Annotated in this window: 18 protein-coding genes; 9 read left to right on the top strand and 9 right to left on the bottom strand. The window is 70.0% G+C overall.

All coding sequences use genetic code 11. From position 1 onward, the window contains the following. Positions 1 to 369 precede the first annotated feature (369 nt). Complete coding sequence (locus tag AB0435_RS28690; protein ID WP_366428287.1) at positions 370 to 1218, bottom strand: LuxR C-terminal-related transcriptional regulator; 849 nt, start codon at positions 1216 to 1218, stop codon at positions 370 to 372. Between the two features lie 274 nt (positions 1219 to 1492). On the opposite strand from AB0435_RS28690, the gene AB0435_RS28685 reads away from it, so the two are divergent. Beyond that, positions 1493 to 1855: a nuclear transport factor 2 family protein gene (locus AB0435_RS28685; RefSeq protein WP_366008049.1), complete on the top strand. Its 363-nt coding sequence runs from the start codon at positions 1493 to 1495 to the stop codon at positions 1853 to 1855. Between the two features lie 158 nt (positions 1856 to 2013). Here AB0435_RS28685 and cspE read toward each other — a convergent pair whose 3' ends face one another. Together cspE and AB0435_RS28675 are read right to left on the bottom strand one after the other, a co-directional pair. After that, positions 2014 to 2223 (bottom strand): transcription antiterminator/RNA stability regulator CspE, encoded by a 210-nt coding sequence (gene cspE, locus AB0435_RS28680; protein ID WP_164322499.1) that lies wholly within the window; start codon positions 2221 to 2223, stop codon positions 2014 to 2016. Between the two features lie 38 nt (positions 2224 to 2261). Then, positions 2262 to 2765 carry an ATP-binding protein gene (locus AB0435_RS28675; RefSeq protein WP_366428286.1) on the bottom strand — a complete coding sequence of 168 codons (504 nt, stop codon included), beginning with the start codon at positions 2763 to 2765 and terminating at the stop codon, positions 2262 to 2264. A 218-nt stretch (positions 2766 to 2983) separates the two neighbouring features. On the opposite strand from AB0435_RS28675, the gene AB0435_RS28670 reads away from it, so the two are divergent. From AB0435_RS28670 to AB0435_RS28655, 4 genes are read left to right on the top strand one after another with little or no spacing between them, the layout of a single operon-like run. Beyond that, entirely contained in the window at positions 2984 to 3835 is an 852-nt protein-coding gene (locus AB0435_RS28670) for a helix-turn-helix transcriptional regulator (protein ID WP_366008243.1), read from the top strand. Between the two features lie 12 nt (positions 3836 to 3847). Next, positions 3848 to 4048: a DUF397 domain-containing protein gene (locus tag AB0435_RS28665; RefSeq protein WP_366428285.1), complete on the top strand. Its 201-nt coding sequence runs from the start codon at positions 3848 to 3850 to the stop codon at positions 4046 to 4048. Next, positions 4045 to 4224 carry a DUF397 domain-containing protein gene (locus tag AB0435_RS28660; protein ID WP_366428284.1) on the top strand — a complete coding sequence of 60 codons (180 nt, stop codon included), beginning with the start codon at positions 4045 to 4047 and terminating at the stop codon, positions 4222 to 4224. The genes AB0435_RS28665 and AB0435_RS28660 overlap by 4 nt, the downstream gene beginning before the upstream one ends. After that, positions 4221 to 4694 carry a GNAT family N-acetyltransferase gene (locus AB0435_RS28655; protein WP_366428283.1) on the top strand — a complete coding sequence of 158 codons (474 nt, stop codon included), beginning with the start codon at positions 4221 to 4223 and terminating at the stop codon, positions 4692 to 4694. The genes AB0435_RS28660 and AB0435_RS28655 overlap by 4 nt, the downstream gene beginning before the upstream one ends. A gap of 190 nt (positions 4695 to 4884) precedes the next feature. Here the strand turns inward: AB0435_RS28655 and AB0435_RS28650 are convergent, their stop codons facing one another. From AB0435_RS28650 to AB0435_RS28635, 4 genes are all read right to left on the bottom strand, one after another. Continuing rightward, on the bottom strand, positions 4885 to 5910 hold the full coding sequence (locus tag AB0435_RS28650) for a LacI family DNA-binding transcriptional regulator (protein WP_366008233.1): 1026 nt from the start codon (positions 5908 to 5910) through the stop codon (positions 4885 to 4887). A gap of 151 nt (positions 5911 to 6061) precedes the next feature. After that, on the bottom strand, positions 6062 to 6853 hold the full coding sequence (locus AB0435_RS28645) for a response regulator transcription factor (RefSeq protein ID WP_366008232.1): 792 nt from the start codon (positions 6851 to 6853) through the stop codon (positions 6062 to 6064). A gap of 584 nt (positions 6854 to 7437) precedes the next feature. Continuing rightward, positions 7438 to 9333: an ABC transporter ATP-binding protein gene (locus tag AB0435_RS28640; protein WP_366428288.1), complete on the bottom strand. Its 1896-nt coding sequence runs from the start codon at positions 9331 to 9333 to the stop codon at positions 7438 to 7440. Between the two features lie 110 nt (positions 9334 to 9443). Next, a complete protein-coding gene (locus AB0435_RS28635) occupies positions 9444 to 11177 on the bottom strand; it encodes an ABC transporter ATP-binding protein (protein WP_366008231.1) in 1734 nt (577 codons plus the stop codon). Positions 11178 to 11290: 113 nt separating this feature from the next. Between AB0435_RS28635 and AB0435_RS28630 the strand changes: the two genes are divergently transcribed. From AB0435_RS28630 to AB0435_RS28620, 3 genes are all read left to right on the top strand, one after another. Beyond that, on the top strand, positions 11291 to 11599 hold the full coding sequence (locus tag AB0435_RS28630) for a MoaD/ThiS family protein (protein ID WP_366428282.1): 309 nt from the start codon (positions 11291 to 11293) through the stop codon (positions 11597 to 11599). Positions 11600 to 11609: 10 nt separating this feature from the next. Next, positions 11610 to 12854, top strand: a complete 1245-nt coding sequence (locus tag AB0435_RS28625; RefSeq protein WP_366008229.1) for a hypothetical protein — start codon at positions 11610 to 11612, stop codon at positions 12852 to 12854. Positions 12855 to 12956: 102 nt separating this feature from the next. Beyond that, positions 12957 to 13664: a DUF2993 domain-containing protein gene (locus AB0435_RS28620; protein ID WP_366008228.1), complete on the top strand. Its 708-nt coding sequence runs from the start codon at positions 12957 to 12959 to the stop codon at positions 13662 to 13664. A 203-nt stretch (positions 13665 to 13867) separates the two neighbouring features. Here AB0435_RS28620 and serB read toward each other — a convergent pair whose 3' ends face one another. Both serB and AB0435_RS28610 read right to left on the bottom strand, forming a co-directional pair. Then, on the bottom strand, positions 13868 to 15100 hold the full coding sequence (gene serB / locus AB0435_RS28615; RefSeq protein WP_366007915.1) for a phosphoserine phosphatase SerB: 1233 nt from the start codon (positions 15098 to 15100) through the stop codon (positions 13868 to 13870). A gap of 84 nt (positions 15101 to 15184) precedes the next feature. Further along, positions 15185 to 16855 (bottom strand): streptophobe family protein, encoded by a 1671-nt coding sequence (locus AB0435_RS28610; protein WP_366007913.1) that lies wholly within the window; start codon positions 16853 to 16855, stop codon positions 15185 to 15187. Between the two features lie 220 nt (positions 16856 to 17075). Between AB0435_RS28610 and AB0435_RS28605 the strand changes: the two genes are divergently transcribed. Beyond that, positions 17076 to 19676 (top strand): FHA domain-containing protein, encoded by a 2601-nt coding sequence (locus AB0435_RS28605; RefSeq protein ID WP_366007912.1) that lies wholly within the window; start codon positions 17076 to 17078, stop codon positions 19674 to 19676. The last annotated feature ends 11 nt before the right edge of the window (positions 19677 to 19687 follow it).

Raw genomic sequence — 19687 nt, 5'->3', positions numbered from 1 at the left:
ACCTCCACCTCACCGCCCTCAACAGCTGAGTGCGAGCACGCCTACAAGCAGCACCGAAGTCAACCCCCGAAGGATTTACGACGCAGACCACTTAGGTCTTTTCCGGCCGCGGGCCGGTGGCGCGCCTGCGGCGGGCCTTTTCCCCTACCCGCCCCTTCCCGAAACTGGGGGAGACCCCCAGACCCCCGAACCACTCTTCGCGCGGTGTCCTCAAACGCCGGACAGGCTGAAATCGCTGGCTACGGTCCGCACCATCCAGCCCGTCCGGCGTTTGAGGACGCGCCCGGAGGGCGCTGGGGTCCGGGGTCTCCCCGGTTTCGGGAAGGGGCGGGGCAGGGGAACAAAGCGCCGCAGGCGCCCCGGACCCGCTCAAGCGGAGAGCTCCTCCTCCGACAGCCCGTCGTCCATCGGCAACATCCCCGTCGTCGCGATGAGATACCCCAACTGCGCCCGACTACGGCTCCGCAACGACGCCGAGATCCGACTCACCCGCCCGGCCACAGTCCGCCGGCTGATCCCCAACCGCCGAGCGATCGCATCATCCGTGTAACCCGCCACCAACATCCGCATGATCGCCCGCTGCGTCTCATCCGTGACGACCGGCTCCAGCGTGCGCGGGGCCGCGGCGACCACAGGGGTGGCCCGCTCCCACGCCTCCTCGAAGACCTGGACGAGGAAGGAGACGATGGCGGGGTGCCGGATCTCCAGGGCCGTGGTGCGCCGGGCGTCGTCGCCCGGTACGTACGCCACGGCCCGGTCGATGACGACGAGCCGGTCGAAGACCCGGTCCAGCGTGCGGACCTCGCCGCCCACCGACACGATCTCCTCGATGTGCCGCATCGTCGCCGACTGGGTGCGCACCGCGTGCTGGTAGAGGCTCCGGTGCCGGGTCCGGCGGCGTACGTGGTCCAGGTCCTCCAGGTCGTAGACCTGCCGTTCGCCTCCCGGCTGTACGGTCATCAGCTCGTCCTGGCACGAGCGGACGGCGTGCACCAGCGTGGAGTTGATGACCCGTTCCCCGTGGATCGGCATCGCCCAGCCCTGGTGTTCCCTCTTCGCCGCGGTGTAGATCGCGTGCACCGGCACAAACGCTCCGGCGAGGCTCTGCGCGTCCATCCGCTGGCGCTCCAGCGATTGCTCGATGGGTCGTACGAGCTCAGCGAGCGCCACCTCGGGCGCGACGGGTACCAAAATGTCCGGGTCGTCCGGTGGTGTCACCAGCAACCCCTTCCGCAAAAGACACTGCGGAGCCCCCTCCTTCGGTGTACATCCTTTGACCACGGCCTGCCTGTAGCGCGTCAGACCCTCGCCGCACAGGGCATCCGCCCCGTCGGCAGGGTGCGACCCGCTGCAGCATTCCCCCAAGTACTGCATTGCGTGATCCTGCATGGCGCAATTATGCACCTTTCAATCAAAGATGCATCGGTTCGATGCGACACATACTGCTAGTTGCACAAACACGTAACCTTGGATGCGAAGGAATGAGGAGCGAATGACCGGCTCTGGTGTATTGGCGGGCCTGCTGGAGACCTGGCGGGCCGCTTTCGATGAACACCGGGTGAAGGACATCGTCGGCCTCTTCGCCGAGGACGCCCTCTTCCAGGGCCTCTCCCCCCGACTGCTGGTCGGCCGCGCCGAGATCACCACGTACTACGAGAACGTCCCGGCCGGCATGACCGCCGCCGTGGAGCTGCTCCACTCCCGCACGGTCGACGCCGAGGCCCTCAGCGGCTTCGCGACCGTCACCTTCACGGACGCGTCCGGAGGCCGCCTGCCCGTGCGCCTCTCTGTGGTGGCCCAGCATCTGGACGGCGCCTGGCTGATCCGCCAGTACCACGTCTCGAAACTCGGCTGACCACTCGAACGCCCAGCCGGACCGCCACCAATTCGCGTGCAGTCAAGCTGACTTGTCGAGCGTCGTGCGCATCTGTCGTCGTGATCCGCCTAGCTTGCCGACATGCAAACAGGATCCGATCACGACGACCATGCGACTCTGACCTTTTAGATGACCCTTCAGATGGCCGTGACGTTCACCGCCGACGGGCCCTTCTGGCCGGCCTCGATCTCGAACTCCACGTTCTGGCCCTCGGCCAGCGTCTTGAAGCCGTTGCCCTGGATCGCGGAGAAGTGGACGAAGACGTCCTTGCTCCCGTCCGCCGGGGTGATGAAACCGAACCCCTTGGACTCGTTGAACCACTTGACCTGGCCCTTGATCTTCGCCATTGCTGATCCTCACCGTCGACGGACTGGAGATCACCGTCTCACGAGCCACTGACAAGAGGGGTCACTTTGGCCGGGTTGATCTTTTCGGCGCCCCGCTTCACGCCGAGTTCGCACCACAGCCACTTACCACGGAACCCCGGCCCGTACCAGCGGTACCCGAAGGACTTGCTCCCCCAGCTGTCCGCACAGCGGCGGACGATCAACAGCCCCCTTCCGTACGTCGTCTCGGTGCGGCGCGGCTCGACGGGCCGCAGCACGGGCCGTTCGAACGGCTCGGGGACCTCGGGGTTCGTGTCCCACACGCTGATACGGATGCCCTGACCGGGCAGTTCACGGACCCGCAGCTCGACGGCGCCGTCGGAGTAGCGATACGCGTTGGTGACGAGCTCCGAGGTCAACAGCTCGGCGTCGTCGCGCAGTTCGTTGAGCTCGTGACTGCTGAGCACACCGCGCAGGGTGATGCGGGCGATCCACGCGGAGCGCGGATCGTTCGGCAGGTTCAGCGTGTACGACCAGGGGTTCTCCGGGGATACGGTTGCCATGACGGCTCCTTGAAGGAGGTGGTTGCGTTGCGATTGCCGCGCGGTGTCCTGCCGCCTGGGCACGGCGGTGCGCTTCCGCGTACGCGGCGGGCCGGGTAGTGGCCTGAGTCACAAGGTAGAGCAACTTGTGATAGATCTAATAGCCGATCGATGAGATAGCTCCGAATTCCCCCTTGGGGGTGACGGAGTTGCACGATGCGCAACGGGTAGAGGGGCAGATGCCACCAACCAACACTCCGACGCTCAGACAACGGCGCCTCGGTGCGGAGCTGCGCAAGCTCCGCGAGCGCGCGGGCTTGTCGTCCACGGCGGCTGCGGCGCGACTCGGCTTCCAGCAGGCGCGGATGAGCATGATCGAGGCCGGTCGCTACGCGGTGAGCGCGGACCGAGTGCGAACCATGGCCAGTGCCTACCGCTGCCCGGACCACGAACTGACCGACGCGTTGGCGAGCATGACCGGCGGCCGCACCCGGGGCTGGTGGGACGAGTACCGCGAACATCTTCCCGTGTGCTTCGCAGATTTGGCCGAGCTCGAACATCACGCGACCGGCTTGCGTGTGGCCTTGGTTCTCCACATTCCGGCACTGCTCCAGACCCACGAGTACGCCCGCGCAGTCATGCGGGACGCCATACCGCCGATGCGTGCGTATGACGTGGAGCATCGCTTGTCCCACCGGATGAAGCGGCAGGCCATCCTCCACAGCGACAGCCCGATCCCGTATTCGGCCGTCATCCACGAAGCGGCGCTACGGATGCAGTTCGGTGGGCCTGCGACAGCCCGCGCCCAGCTTCGCCACCTCATTGAGATGAGCGAGCTGGACAACGTGACGATCCGAGTGATCCCGTTCAGCGTTGGCACGTTTCCAGGAGCTGGGCAGTCCGCCGACTACGTCTTCGGCACCGTCCCGGGGCTCGACACCGTTCAGCTTGACATGGTGCACGGCATTCATTTCATGGACGCCGAGGCCGAGTTGGCTAATTATCGGGCGATCATGGACGGAGTGGAAGCGATTGCTCTGGAGCCGACCCAGTCGCGGGAATTCATCGACAGCATCGCGCGCACCATCTGAAGGGACAGAAGCATGTCCTCGTACCAGTGGCAGAAGTCCTCCTACAGCGGGACCTCTTCGAACTGCCTGAACGTAGCCGCAGCAAGCGACTCCACCCTGCTGCTCCGCGAGAGTGACAACCCTGGTTCCACCATAACGGCCACTCCAGCGGCGCTGGGTGCACTCATAAACGCGATCAGGAGAGATCGGTTCACCGGGGAAGGGCAGCCATGACACCCACCTGGCAGCAATCCAGCTACTGCTCCGAAGGCGACGCCTGCCTGAACATAGCCACCGCCGCCAACGGAACCCTCCTCCTCCGCGAGAGCGAAAACCCCGGCACCGCCCTCCCCCTCACCGTCACCCAACTCCGCACTCTCATCCGCATGCTGAAGGGAGAGATTCGTTGACCGAGTTCCATCTGAGCCGCCTCGACATGAGCGACGAGCGGACCGCCGTCGCAGCCCACCACGTAAGCCACCGCGCCTACGCCGTCGAAGCCCAACTCATCGCCTTCGACGGGATTCCCGCCCTGCGCGAGACCCTCGAAGAAATGCGCGCCCAGCCACTCCACTGGCTGGGCGCGACCTATGGAAACAAACTCGCCGCCTTCGTCGCCTGGCGCGACGACACCGACCCCGTCGAGATCGACCGGCTCTGCGTCGACCCGGAATTCTTCCGCCGCGGCCTGGCCGCGAAACTCCTGACGCAGCTGCTCGACGAGATCGCCCCCGACCGCGACGTCGTGGTCACGACCGGCGCCGCCAACCACCCCGCCGTGACGCTCTACAAGCGCCTGGGATTCACCCGCGGCGAGGACTTCCGCCCCGTACCCGCCTTGCTCATGGCCCACTTCGAGATGCGCCGTCACCTGCGCTGACGCCGGTCACGGCCCCGTTGTCAGTGGTCGCCCCTACCGTGGAAAATCGCTGGACGACGGGCCGGACGAACGGGGGGAACCGTGTTGCTGAGCGAGCACACCGAGGAGGGCACGTTCACCATGCCCACCGCGTGGCGGCGGAGCGTGACGGGGCCGGGCGCCCAGGAAGGGGGCGGCCCGGATGGAGGCGTCAGCCGCCGCAGCCGCAAGAGCGGCGAACGACCAGCGCCGAAGGAAACTGCTTGAGGCGCTCGCGGCGCGAGCCGGCGACGCGGAGGCCGTCGTCCAGGACCAGGTCGACCGCCGCGCGGGCCATGGCGATCCGGTCGGAGGCGACGGTGGTCAGGGGCGGGTCGGTCAGGGCCGCTTCCTTGACGTCGTCGAAACCGGCCACGGCCAGGTCGCGCGGTACGTCGATGCGGAGCTCGCGCGCCGCGCGGAGGACGCCGATGGCCTGGTCGTCGGTGGCGCAGAGGAGCGCGGGCGGCCTGTCCGGGCCGGAGAGGAGCTTCAGGGCGACCTGATAGGCGTCGTAGCGGTTGTAGGGGGCCTGGAAGAGCCGGCCCTCCAGGGACTTCCCGGCCTCCCGCATGGCCCGGCGCCAGCCCTCGACGTGGTCGGTGACGGGGTCGCCGACGGTGGGGGTCTCCTCCGTGCCGCCGAGGCAGGCGACGTAGGGGTGGCCGTGCTCCAGGAGGTGCCGGGTGGCGAGCTGCGCGCCGCCGACGTCGTCGGTCACGACGGCCACGTCGTCGATCGCGTCGGGGCGCCGGTGCATCAGGACCACCCGGGCGTCCCAGGCATCGATCTCGGCGGCGGCGTGCTCGCTGGGGCCCTGGCTGATCAGGATCAGACCGGAGACCCGCATGCCCAGGAACGCGCGCAGATAGTGCACTTCACGCTCGTCGAGATAGTCGGAGTTCCCGACGAGGACCATCTTCCCGCGCTCGGCGGCCGCCTGCTCGACGGCGTGTGCCATCTCCGCGAAGAACGGCTGCCGGGCGTCCGGGACGATCAGGCCTATGAGATCCGTCCGTCGGGAGGCCATGGCCTGGGCGACCCGGTCGGGGCGGTAGCCGAGCTCCTTGATCGCGGCCAGGACGCGCTCGCGCGTGGCCGGGGCCACGGGCCTCGGACCGTTGTTGATGACGTAGCTGACCACCGCGGTCGACGTCCCCGCCAGTCTCGCCACATCGTCCCGCGTCACCTTGGCCACGCGCGGCAGTCTACGCGGGTCCACGACGTGCCTGTCCGGCAGATCTTGGAGGTGGTTGTGCAGGTGGCGACGTCCGCGCACCACCGCTGCGCGGCGGTGTCCTCAAGCGCCGGACCGGCTGGATTTGGCTGATGTGGGTTCCCGGCACGGCCTACCGTTTGGCCTGTCGAGCGGGGTGGGATTCCGGGGCCGCGGACGGTTTCGCGGCCCCCTCCTCGGGCTTGCGGTCCTCGGGCTTGCGGTCCTCGGAGCGGTCGGCGGCCTTCTCCGGCTTCTCGGGGAGCACGAAGCGATATCCGACATTCCGGACGGTGCCGATCAGGGACTCGTGCTCGGGCCCGAGCTTGGCGCGCAGCCGTCGCACATGGACGTCCACGGTCCGGGTGCCGCCGAAGTAGTCGTAGCCCCAGACCTCCTGGAGCAGCTGCGCCCGGGTGAAGACCCGGCCGGGGTGCTGCGCGAGATACTTCAGGAGCTCGAACTCCTTGAAGGTCAGATCCAGCACCCGCCCCTTGAGCTTGGCGCTGTAGGTGGCCTCGTCCACGGAGAGGTCGCCGGTGCGGATCTCCATCGGGCTGTCGTCCATGGAGATCTGCTGGCGGCCCATCGCGAGCCGCAGCCGCGCCTCGACCTCGGCCGGGCCCGCGGTGTCCAGCAGGACGTCGTCGACGCCCCAGTCCGCGGTGACGGCGGCCAGCCCGCCCTCGGTGACCACGAGGATCAGCGGGCAGCCGGGGCCGGTGGAGCGCAGCAGCTGGCAGAGGCTGCGCACGTGCGGGAGGTCGCGGCGGCCGTCGATCAGTATGACGTCGGCCCCGGGGGTGTCCACCAGCGCCGGCCCCTCGGCCGGGGCCACCCGCACGCTGTGCAGGAGCAGGCCCAGGGCGGGCAGCACCTCCGTCGACGGCTGGAGGGCGTTGGTCAGGAGCAGCAGAGAGCTCATCGGCCGCCCCCTGTCGGGGTCGTCGTACGTTTCCGGGTATCGCGCGCGCTTCGCTCGCCCATGACGTCGGTCCTCCTCGGTCCCTGCGAAGGGGGTACCACCCAGGCTGACGCACTGGGGGAGTATGCGGCTCTGCTTCTTACGTTTTCCGGGCTTTTTTACCCGTTCTGAATGCACAAAAGGATCCGGGGGCTGCTCTGCCCGGATCCTCTCTGCGCAGCAGGATAGCCCACGGGGGGTCGGTGGGCCCGTGCGATTTTGCTCGACCTTGTGTTTCGTCGGTCACTTCGGGTGGTCGTGGGGTGGGGAGCTTGACGCGATGGGTGCGGGTCCGTTGCGCCTGCGGCGGGCTTGTTCCCCTACCCGCCCCTTCCCGAAACTGGGGGCGAGCCCCCAGACCCCCTGTCCTCAAACGCCGGACGGGCTGGATGGTGCGGACCGTAGCCAGCACATCCAGCCCGTTGGGGGCACCTCTGGGGGCACCCCCGGACGGAGTCTGGGGGAGGTAGCTGGGGGAGTTTGAGGACGCGCCCGCAGGGCGCCCCCGCCGCAGGCGGCAACGGACCCGCACCCCGCAGCCCGGGTCAGCCTCCGGCAACCGCTTCCGCGAACTGCGCCGCGTACAGCCGTGCGTACGCCCCCTCCGCCTCCAGCAGCGCGTCATGCGTGCCCTGCTCCACGATGTGGCCCGACTCCATCACCAGGATCACGTCCGCGTCGCGGATCGTGGAAAGACGGTGGGCGATGACGAAGCTCGTGCGGCCCGTCCGCAGCTGGGCCATCGCGTGCTGGATCAGGACCTCCGTGCGGGTGTCGACGGAGCTGGTGGCCTCGTCGAGGACGAGGATCTCCGGCTCGGCCAGGAACGCGCGGGCGATGGTGATCAGCTGCTTCTCGCCGACGCTGACGTTGGAGCCCTCCTCGTCTATGACGGTGTCGTAGCCGTCGGGGAGGGTGCGGACGAAGCGGTCGACGTGGGTCGCCTTCGCGGCCTCGACGATCTTTTCCATGGAGGCGCCCTCGGCACCGTAGGCGATGTTCTCGGCGATGGTGCCGCCGAAGAGCCAGGTGTCCTGGAGGACCATGCCGATGTGGGAGCGCAGCTCCTCGCGCGGCATCGCGGCGATGTCGGCGCCGTCGAGGGTGATGCGGCCGCCGCTCACCTCGTAGAACCGCATCAGCAGGTTGACCAGGGTGGTCTTGCCCGCGCCGGTGGGGCCGACGATGGCGACCGTCTGGCCGGGGCTCACGGTGAGGGAGAGGCCGTCGATGAGCGGCTTGTCGGCCTCGTAGCGGAAGGAGACCTCCTCGAAGGCGACCTCGCCGCGCACCGGGCGCGGCTCCGCCGTGGCGGCCGCGTCGGCGGACTGCTCCTCGGCGTCGAGCAGTTCGAAGACGCGCTCTGCGGAGGCGACGCCGGACTGCACGAGGTTGGCCATGGAGGCGACCTGGGTGAGCGGCTGGCTGAACTGCCGCGAGTACTGGATGAACGCCTGGACGTCACCGATGGACAGCGAGCCGGAGGCGACGCGCAGCCCGCCGACGACGGCGACGAGCACGTAGTTGATGTTGCCGATGAACATCATCGCGGGCTGGATGACACCGGAGATGAACTGCGCCTTGAAGCCGGCCGCGTAGAGGTCGTCGTTCTCCTTGCGGAAGATCTCGGCGGACTCCTTCTGCCGGCCGAAGACCTTGACCAGGGAGTGGCCGGTGTACATCTCCTCGATGTGGGCGTTGAGCTTGCCCGTGCTCTTCCACTGCGCGACGAACTGCGGCTGCGCCCGCTTGCCGATGCGGGTCGCGACGATCACGGAGACCGGGACGGTGACCAGCGCGATCAGGGCCAGCAGCCAGGAGATCCAGAACATCATCGCCAGCACGCCGACGATGGTGAGCACGGAGGTGACGATCTGGCTCAGGGTCTGCTGGAAGGCCTGCTGGATGTTGTCGATGTCGTTGGTGGCCCGGGAGAGGACCTCGCCGCGCTGCTGCTTGTCGAAGTAGCTCAGCGGCAGCCGGCCCAGCTTGTCCTCGACCTGCTGGCGCAGCCGGAAGACGGAGCGCTGGACGACGGCGGTGGCGATCCGGGCCTGGATGAGCTGGAAGACGGACGCGCCGACGTAGATCAGCAGCACCCAGAGCAGGACGTCGCCGACCGCGCCGAAGTCGATGCCCTTGCCGGGGGTGAAGTCGACGGAGGAGAGCAGGTCGGCGACCTTGCCGTCGCCCTTGCTCCGCAGGGCCTCGATGGCCTGGGCCTTGGTCACGCCCTCGGGGAAGCCGCGGCCGACGACCCCGGCGAAGATCAGGTCGGTGGCCCGGCCGAGGATCTTGGGGCCGAGCACGGACAGCGTCACGCTGGCGAGGGTGAGCAGCAGGGCCACGGTGATCAGGGCCCGCTCGGGCCGGAGCACGGCCAGCAGCCGCTTGCTTGAGCCGGCGAAGTCCATGGACTTCTCGGTGGGCTGGCCGCCCATGAAGCGGCCGATGCCGGTCGCCGGGGCGGGGCCTCTGCGCGGCGTCCCGCCGGACGGTTCGCCGGGCTGCCCGCCCTTCCCGCCCGGCTCCGCGGGCTTCTCCGGGGACGTCACGCCGCCTCCTCCTCGGTGAGCTGGGAGAGCACGATCTCCCGGTAGGTCTCGTTCGACGCCATCAGTTCGGTGTGGGTGCCGGTGCCGACGACCCGGCCCTCGTCGAGGACGACGATGCGGTCGGCCTCGCGGATGGTGGACACCCGCTGGGCGACGATGACGACGGTCGCGTCCCCGGTCTCGCGGGCCAGCGCGGCGCGCAGCCGCGCGTCGGTGGCGTAGTCGAGCGCGGAGAAGGAGTCGTCGAAGAGATAGATCTCCGGGCGGCGGACCAGGGCGCGGGCGATGGCGAGGCGCTGGCGCTGGCCGCCGGAGACGTTGGAGCCGCCCTGCGAGATGGACGCCTCCAGGCCGAGGTCCATGCTCTCGACGAAGTCGCGGGCCTGCGCGGTCTCCAGCGCCTGCCACAGCTCCTCGTCGGTCGCGTCGGGCTTGCCGTAGCGGAGGTTGGAGGCGATGGTCCCGGAGAAGAGATAGGGCTTCTGGGGGACGAGGCCGACGGTCTCGGAGATCAGCACGGGGTCGATCTCGCGGACGTCCTCGCCGTTGACCAGGACCGTTCCCCCGGTGGCGTCGAAGAGCCGGGGCACGAGGCCCAGCAGCGTGGACTTGCCGCTGCCGGTGGAGCCGATCACGGCGGTGATCTCGCCGGGCCGGGCGACCAGCGAGACGTCCTTGAGGACGGGCTCCTCGGCGCCGGGGAAGCGGAACTCCACGCCGGTGAGCTCCAGATGGCCCGAGCGGCGCAGCCGGGTCACCGGCGCGGCCGGGGGCGCGACGCTGGACTCGGTGGCGAGGACCTCTTGGACGCGCTCGGCGCAGACCTCGGCGCGCGGCACCATCATGAACATGAAGGTGGCCATCATGACCGACATCAGGATCTGCATGAGATAGCTGAGGAAGGCCGTCAGCGCGCCGATCTCCATGTGGCCGCCGTCGATGCGCTGGCCGCCGAACCACAGGACGGCGATCGAGGAGAGGTTCACGACCAGCATCACCGACGGGAACATCAGCGACATCAGCCGGCCGGCCTTGAGCGAGACGTCCATCAGCTCGGTGTTGGCACCCCCGAAGCGCCGCCGCTCGTGGGTGTCGCGGACGAAGGCGCGGATGACGCGGATGCCGGTGATCTGCTCGCGCAGCACGCGGTTCACGGTGTCGATGCGCTCCTGGACGCCCCGGAAGACCGGCCGCATCCGCCAGATGATCAGCGACACGATGATGCCGAGGATCGGCACGATCACCAGGAGCAGCGCGGACAGCGGCACGTCCTGGTTGAGCGCCATCACGATGCCGCCGACGCACATGATCGGGGCGGACACCATCAGCGTGAACGCCATCAGGACCAGCATCTGGACCTGCTGGACGTCGTTGGTGGTCCGGGTGATCAGCGAGGGCGCGCCGAACTGGCCCACCTCGCGGGAGGAGAAGGACTGCACCCGGTCGAAGACGGCGGCGCGCAGGTCGCGTCCCAGCGCCATGGACGTCTTCGCGCCGAAGTACACGGCGCCCACGGCGCACACGACCTGCACGAGGGTCACGCCGAGCATCCAGCCTCCGTAGCGGAGGATGTATCCGGTGTCACCCTTGACGACGCCGCCGTCGATGATGTCCGCGTTGAGGGTGGGCAGGTAGAGCGTGGCGAGCGTCTGGACGAGCTGCAGGAGCACGATCAGCGCGATGGGTTTGGAGTAGGGCCTCAGATACGCCCGCGTAAGTCGTACCAACACACAGGCAGCCTATGTGAGGGCCTCGCCACACGGCTTCCCGTTTTCCATGCGGGCGCCGTGACTCCGCATACACCCGTCATCATGGGAGCCGCACATGAAGGAAAGGGGTCGCCGTGGCGACGACACAACCGGCGCGGCCGGTGGAGCTGCCGAGGCAGGCGGGGCCGGCGGGCACGCTCCGCTACTGGGCCGCGGCGAAGGCCGCCGCGGGCACGGGCGAGGAGCCTTACGCGGCGCGTACGCTCGCGGACGCGCTGGCCGCGGCCCGGCGTCGGCACGCCGCGCGCCCCGAGTTCGCCCGGGTGCTGCTGCGCTGCTCGTTCCTCGTGGACGGCGACCCGGTCGGCACGCGCGACCACACGACGGTCCAACTGGCCGAGGGCGGCACCGTCGAGGTGCTCCCGCCCTTCGCAGGAGGGTGACCCCGGCACGATGACCAATCAGCCGCACAACGGATACGGGCACCGAGAGCCCTACGAACCGTACGAATCACGTGAGCCGTACGGTCCCTACGACCAGCAGGGCGTACAGCCTCCGGCCCAGCCCGGCTACGACGCCTATCAGCCGTACGACCCGTACGCGCAGCAGCCCCAGCAGCCGCAGAACCCCTCGGCGTGGCCCACTACGCAGGGCGGGCAGCAGGGCTACGCGCAGCAGGAGCCGGTGACGCAGACCTGGCAGACCCCGACCTGGGACACCCAGACGTGGCAGCAGCCGCTCGCGCCCTCGGCGGATCAGGGCTACGGCTCGTCGTGGCCCGGCGAGCCCGCGCCGGACGGCTCCTTCGCGGGCCACGGCCACGCGGCGGCCCCGGAGGCGCACGGCTTCGGGCAGCTGCCGGGCGAGCAGCCTCCCGTACAGCCCGAGGCGCAGCCGTACGCGCAGGTGCCGGGCGTGCCCGCCGCTCCGGAGCGGCAGATGACCGCCGCCGAGAAGGCCAAGGCGGAGGGCCGTCCGCAGATCCTCGCGCCGGGCTTCCAGCCGGCCGTGCTGACCGCCGTGCTCGCGGTACTGCTGGCGGCGGCCGCGCCGCTGGGGCAGGTCGCGCTGGCCGTGCCGGTGGCGCTGCTCCAGGCGGTGACGGCGGCGGGCTGGTTCCGGCTCAACGGCATGTGGCCGGCCCGGCAGGGCATCGCGCTCGCCTTCCTCGGCGGCCTGGCCGCGGACATCGGGCTGCTGGCCACGGACGCCGACCAGGCGCCGACCGTGCTCATGGGCACGCTCGGCGTGTGGGTGCTGCTGACGCTGGTGCTCCAGCTGCGCAGCCAGGCCTCGCCCGACGAGCGGCTGTACGGCCTGATGGTCGCCGGCGCCTCGGCCGCCCTCACGGTGGTCGCGGCCGGACACCTGGCCGCCACGACCTCCGACGCCGTCGTGATCGGCGCGGTCGCGGTCGCGGTGACGGCACTGGCCCGCGCGCTGCCGCTGCCGTCGGTCGCCTCCCCCGTCGTCGCCCTGGTCGCGGCCGCCGGTTCGGGCATCGCGACCGGTCAGCTGACCGGCTTCGGGGCCTCCGCGGCGCTGCTCGCCCTGGCGGCGGGCGTCTGCGCGCTGGCCGGCCTGCGCGCGGCGAGCTACGACTACCCGTCCCGCTTCGTGCACATGACGGCAGGCGTCGCGCTCCCGCTGGCGGCGGCCGCCCCAGCCGTCTACGTGCTCGGCCGGGCCCTCGGCTGATCGTCCCCTGATCAGCGGTTTCGCCGGTTTTCCGCCCCGTCCGGTTAGGCTCCCTGCACAGGCAGGGGGCCTGACCGTGACCCGGGGGAGCGAGAGAAACCGATGCGCGCGCTACGAATAACCCTGATCATCGCCGTCGTGCTCGGCGCTCTCTTCGTGGGCGCGGACCGGATCGCGGTGTACTTCGCCGAGGACCAGGCCGCGGAGAAGATACGCAGCTCACAGAACCTCTCGGGCACCCCCGACGTATCGATCAAGGGCTTCCCCTTCCTCACCCAGATCGCGAGCTCCTCCCTCGACGAGGTCGACGTGAAGCTCGACGGCGTGACCGCGGGGGCGGGCGACAAGTCGGTCCGCGTCACCGGCTTCGACGCCAAGCTCCAGGACGTGAAGATCAACAGCAGCTTCACCTCCGCCGTCGCCGACCGCGCGACGGGCACCGCCCACATCTCGTACGCCGACCTCACCAAGGCCGTGAACGACCCGGCCGTGACGGTCGGCTACGGCGGCACGAACGCGGCGGGCAAGAGCCAGGTGAAGGTCACCGGCAAGGTCTCGGTCATGGGCCAGAGCATCGAGCGCAGCGTCGAATCGACGGTTTCGGTCTCCGGGGGCGACACGATCAGTGTGCGGGCGGGGTCGATTCCGGCTCAGGGGTTCCCTGGTCTGGAGCAGTTGATCCGGCAGAAGATCGATTTCGACCGGAAGATCAGTGGGTTGCCGCGGGGGCTCAAGTTGGATTCTGTGGTGGCGACGGGGGATGGCGTGGACATCACGCTGACGGGGTCGCAGGTGAATCTGGCGGGGTGAGCCTCGGCTTTCGGGTGCGGGTTGTGTGCGCCTGCGGCGGGCTTTTCCCCCTACCCGCCCCTTCCCGAAACTGGGGGCAAGCCCCCAGACCCCCACAATCCAGCCCGTCCGGCGTTTGAGGACGCGCCCGCAGGGCGCCCCCGCCGCAGGCGCAAACAAACCCGCACTCAACAACGGCGAGCAACCCAAACCCACCGCCCCCCTCACTCGTGCGTGTTCGCCGCCTCAACCTCTTCCCGCGTCACACCCAGCAGATACAGAACCGTGTCCAGGAACGGCACGTTCACCGCCGTATGCGCAGCCTCCCGCACCACCGGCTTCGCGTTGAAGGCCACCCCCAGCCCCGCCGCGTTCAGCATGTCCAGATCGTTCGCACCGTCCCCGATCGCCACCGTCTGCGCGAGCGGAACTCCCGCTTCCGCGGCGAAGCGGCGCAGGAGGCGGGCCTTGCCCGCGCGGTCCACGATCTCGCCGGTGACCCGGCCGGTCAGCCGGCCGTCGACGACCTCAAGGGTGTTCGCCGAGGCGAAGTCCAGGCCGAGCCGCTCCCGCAGGTCGTCCGTGACCTGGGTGAACCCGCCGGAGACCACGCCCACCTGATAGCCGAGCCGCTTGAGCGTCCGGATCAGCGTGCGGGCGCCGGGGGTGAGCCGGACCTCGGCCCGGACCTTGTCCACCACGGACTCGTCGAGTCCGGCCAGCAGCGCCACCCGGGCGTGCAGCGACTGCTCGAAGTCCAGCTCGCCGCGCATCGCCCGCGCGGTCACCTCCGCGACCTCCGCCTCGCACCCGGCGTGCGCCGCGAACAGCTCGATGACCTCGTCCTGGATCAGCGTCGAGTCGACGTCCATCACGATCAGGCGCTGCGCCCGCCGCTGGAGCCCGGCCGCCACGACCGCCACGTCCACCCCACGCGCCGCGGCCTCCATGGCCAGCGCGGTCCGCAGGGACTCGGTCTCCGCGCCGGAGACGGCGAACTCGACCGCTGTGACGGGGTACTTGGCGAGCCGGAAGATGCGGTCGATGTTGCCGCCGGTGCCGGTGATGCGGGCCGCGATCGCGGCCGTCGACTCGGCGGTCAGCGGGTGGCCGAGCACCGTGACGTGGGAACGCCCCGTGCCACGCGGCCTGTTGTCGCCCCGGCCCGAGATGATCTCCGCCTGGAGGTGCAGCGAATCCGCCCAACTATGCACCGTCGCCCGCAGTTCGCCCTCCATCGGCCCCCCGCCCGACGGGGCGGTGACCAGCGCGCAGAGGGTGATGCGGCCCCGGGTGACGACCTGCTCGATGTCGACGACGTCGACGGCGAAAGCGGCGAGCGTGTCGAACAGTCCGGCGGTGATACCCGGCCGGTCCTTCCCGAAGATCTTGACGAGGAGGGTGGGTTCGTCGTCGCCGGTGACGGCGGTGGCAGGCGATGTCTGCGATGCGCTCATGGTGGTCCCACCGTATCCGGCCCCGCGGGGGATCCGTACACCTGTCCCGCCCGACCGTACGGCGAAGAACGGGACTACGGCGCGTTAACGCTGTCCGTCAGGTCGCCCGGGAGGAGCGCCGGGCGGCCGCCCCGGAGGTGGCGGGCCCTCCCCGGGGGCGGGCCCGCCGTAGCCGTACCCCCGGCGCGGCCGGGGCGGCGGCTTGGGCATCGCCGGCTGCGTCGGCGCGGTGCAGGGGCTGTCCACGGACGGCCCGTGAGAGGGATTCCCCGTCTCGCGCTTGTACGGATTCGTCTCGTCCCGCGCGGGCCGGTGGACCGGCGAGGGGTTGTAAGGGCCCGGAAGATAGGCCAGGTCAGGGTACGTACGAGCGCCTGCGCGCCCGTTGCCGGGCCGCACCGCGCGCCGTCCCGCCGCCCCCACCGCGCAGGCCAGCAGCCCTCCCGCCGCCCCGGCGACCGTGCCCCACAGGGCGCCCAGGCCCAGGGCCATCGGAGCGTTGCCCGTCAGCTCCAGGCTCGCCCCGACGGCGTCGAAGCCCAGGACGGACAGGCCGGCGTCCGCCTTGACGCGGGTCGCCAGCACCAGCAGCGGCAGCGCGAGCGCGGTGGCCACGCCCAGGGACACCGCGCAGCGCCCCGCGAAGGCCAGGAGGCCCAGCTCGCCCCGGGGCGTACGGACCGCGGCGAGCACCCCCGCCGCGAGGATCAGCAGCGCGCAGGCGAACCCCAGCAGCCACGCCCGGCTGTCGAGCTCCGCGAGCCGCCCCAGGGTCACCGGCTCGTCGGCCTTGGCGTGGAGCAGGTCGTCCAGCGGCGACGGCAGCACCTGGACCAGCGCGCCGGTGGCCGTACCCCGCCAGGAGACCAGGAGTCCCAGCGGCACCCCGAGCCACACCCCGTTCGGTGTCCCGAGCAGCGCCGCGCCCAGTACCCGCCCGGCGTGGGCGTCGACCGTCGCCGCGTACAGCGCCGCCGCCAGCCCCGCGCCGACCGCGAGGACCAGCACCGAGCACAGCGCCGAGACCGCCGGGCGCACCCCTCGGTGCAGCACCTCCCAGCCGCGCGGCAGCGGTGCGCGGCGGGCGGCCAGCACGGTGATCAGCAGAACGCCGAGCACCCACACCGCCCCGCCGAGCAGGGACGGGCCGGTCCGCACGGAGAAGCCCACCGACGCCTTGGCCCGCGCCAGCCCGGCGAGCCGGTCCGGCAGGCCGCCGCCGATGTTCCCGATGTCCCCGAGCCCCGGGACCACCAGGCCACCGCCGCCGCTCGTGCCACCGAGGCCGAGCCCGCTCCCGTCGATCGTGACCGTGTCCGAGCCCACCCAGGCCAGCCCGCCGAGCAGCAGCAGGAAGAGCACGGCCACCGTGCCCGCCCGCACGGCGAGTTCGCGCAGCGGCAGCGTGGCGCCGGCGGTGCGCAGCGACCGCGCGAAGACCAGGCCCAGCAGGAGCGCGCCCGCCAGGCTCACGCCCAGTGGCGCGATTTCGATGGCGCTGTGCGCCGCCGCGCCCTTCAGACCGAAGGCTTCGAGATCGCCCGAAGGAGTGACGGAGCCGCCCACCGCGAGTACGACGGCGGCTGCGGTCATCGGACCCAATGCGCCCGCCGTATCCGCACCGAGTAAATGCAGCCCGAGTGCCGCAATTCCCGCCATAGCGAGAAAAGCCCAGCTCACAGAGGCTATTGAGGTAAGAATCAGCTCTGCCGCGGAGATTGGGCCGATCCCGCGCCCACGCCTTTTGCCGATCATCACGGACCCCCCGGTACCGCCGCGTTGCCCGAATGCGCATGATCCGTACGTATCCGTGGCGGTAACCACTCTCAGGGTGTGTTTCGGGTCCGTCAACGGCGCTCGTCGAGGGGTTGCGCCCGTCCCCGACTTTTGGTTCTGGGACTGTGCCTGAAATAGTTCCTCCCGATGTTCGCCATCCCTAGACTCCCTGTGCAGGGGGCTCATCGGGGGACAAGTAGTGGGGCATGGAGTGCCGGAACTCGTACTGGAATTGAATGGACAGACCTGGACGCTCGATCCGTCCAGGTCGTACACCTTGGGGCGTGATCCGCAGGGTGACATGGTGTTGCAGGACGCTCGCGTCTCATGGCGGCACGCCACCGTGCGGTGGGGCGGGCGTGGCTGGGTCATCGAGGACCACGGCAGCACCAACGGCACATACGTGCAGGGGCAGCGGATCCACCAGATGGAAATCGGCCCAGGTTCGACCGTGCACCTGGGCAACGCGACGGACGGCCCGCGGCTGAATCTGGCCGCCGCCGGCGCCGGTGCCGGCGTCGGAGCTCCCGCCCCGGATCTCTACAGCGCGCAGACGGCGATGGCCGCCCCGCAGGCTCCGGCGCACCACCACCAGCCGCCGCAGCACCAGCAGCCCGGGGCCGGCTGGCAGCAGCCGCAGCCGCCGTACCAGCAGCAGGGGCAGGACGCCTGGCAGCAGCAGCACCAGCAGCAGCCGCAGGCGTACGTCCCGCAGCAGGCGCCGGAGCCCGCGCAGCAGCCCCCGGCGCACGGTGGCACCCCGCCGCAGGGCGGCGGCACCCCGCCGGTCTACGGCGACCGCAGCCCGACCAGCTTCCACCAGATGGCCGTCGGCCGCGGCGTGATGCGCATCGGCCGTGCCCTGGAGAACGAGCTGGTCGTCTCCGACCTCCAGGTCTCCCGGCACCACGCCGAGTTCCGGGCCACCGGTGACGGCCGCTTCGAGATCGTCGACCTCGGCAGCCACAACGGCACCTATGTCAACGGTCAGCCGGTCAGCCGGCAGCTCATCGGCCCGCACGACATCGTCGGTGTCGGCCACTCCACCTTCCGCCTGGTCGGCGACCGGCTGGAGGAGTTCGTCGACACCGGTGACGTCTCCTTCTCCGCCCGCCACCTGACGGTCACGGTCGACGGCGGCAAGCAGATCCTCAAGGACGTCTCCTTCGGCGTCCCCGAGAAGTCCCTGATCGCCGTCATCGGCCCGTCCGGCTCCGGCAAGTCCACCCTGCTCAAGGCGCTCACCGGCTACCGCCCGGCGAACGAGGGCGACGTCCTCTACGACAACCGCAACCTCTACAAGCAGTTCGCCGAGCTGCGCCAGCGCATCGGTCTGGTCCCGCAGGACGACATCCTGCACAAGGAACTCACCGTCCGTAAGGCGCTGCGCTACGCCGCCAAGCTCCGCTTCCCCGGCGACACCGCGGCCTCCGAGCGCGAGGCCCGGATAGGCGAGGTGCTGACCGAGCTCAAGCTCGACATCCACGCGGAGAAGAAGGTCACCTCCCTCTCCGGCGGTCAGCGCAAGCGCGTCTCCGTCGCCCTGGAGCTGCTCACCAAGCCGTCGCTGATCTTCCTGGACGAGCCCACCTCCGGTCTCGACCCGGGCATGGACCGCGACGTGATGCAGCTGCTCCGCGGCCTCGCCGACGACGGCCGCACGGTCCTGGTGGTCACCCACTCCGTCGCCGAGCTCGCGATCTGCGACAAGCTGCTGGTCATGGCCCCCGGCGGCGCCGTCGCCTACTTCGGGCCGCCCGAGGAGGCGCTCAACTTCTTCGGCTACGACACCTGGGCGGACGTCTTCTCCGCCTTCGAGAACTACCGCGACTACGACTGGTCGGGCCGCTGGCGCGGCTCGCAGCACTACCAGATGTACGCCGCGGACATCGACGCCGTCGCCCCGCAGTCCGTGCACGTCCAGCCGCAGATGGTCCGCCCGCCCAAGGCGCAGAGCTGGGGCTCCCAGCTGTGGACCCTGATGCGCCGCTATGTCTCGGTCATCGCCTCGGACCGCGGCTTCCTGGGCCTGATGCTGATCCTGCCCGCGGTGCTCGGCGGGGTGAGCTGTGTGATCCCCTCCGACTACGGCCTCGCCGCCCCGGCGAAGGGCCACTTCAACCAGGACGCCGGCACGATCATGCTGATCCTCGCGGTCGGCATGTGCTTCTCCGGCGCCGCCAACTCCGTCCGGGAGCTGATCAAGGAACGGGTCATCTACGAACGGGAACGCGCCGTCGGCCTCTCCCGCTCCGCGTATCTGATGTCCAAGGTGGTCGTCCTCGGCGCGATCACCGCGGTGCAGGCCGTCCTCATCTGTGCCATCGGCTTCTCGGTCCGCAAGCTGCCCGAGCAGGGCCTGATCATCAAGTCCCTGCCCGCCGTCGAACTCTGCCTCGTGATCATCGCGCTCGGCTTCACCTGCATGATGATCGGCCTCGTGATCTCCTCCCTGGTGAAGACCAGCGAGAAGACCATGCCGCTGCTGGTGATGTTCGCGATCGTCCAGGTCGTCTTCACCGGCATCATGTTCAAGATCTACGACTCGCCCGGCATCGAGCAGTTCGCCTGGCTGATGCCGGCCCGCTGGGCCCTCGGCGGCCTCGCCGCCACGCTGGACCTGTCGCACATCATGGCGCCGATGGACAAGAACGACCGCAACAACGTCGACCCGCTGTGGGCGCACACCGCGAGCCAGTGGGGCATCGACGTGGTCGTCCTCATCGCCCTCGGCGTCCTCTGCGGCTTCGCGGTCGTCCGGCTGCTGCGCCGCCACGAGCCCGAGGTCATGCGCAAGTAACGCCACCTCCG

It is taken from the genome of Streptomyces sp. NPDC051173 (assembly GCF_040689515.1).
Lineage (GTDB): Bacteria > Actinomycetota > Actinomycetes > Streptomycetales > Streptomycetaceae > Streptomyces.
The sequence above is the reverse complement of the archived record's forward strand: the minus strand, read 5'-3'. Positions and strand labels throughout refer to the sequence as shown.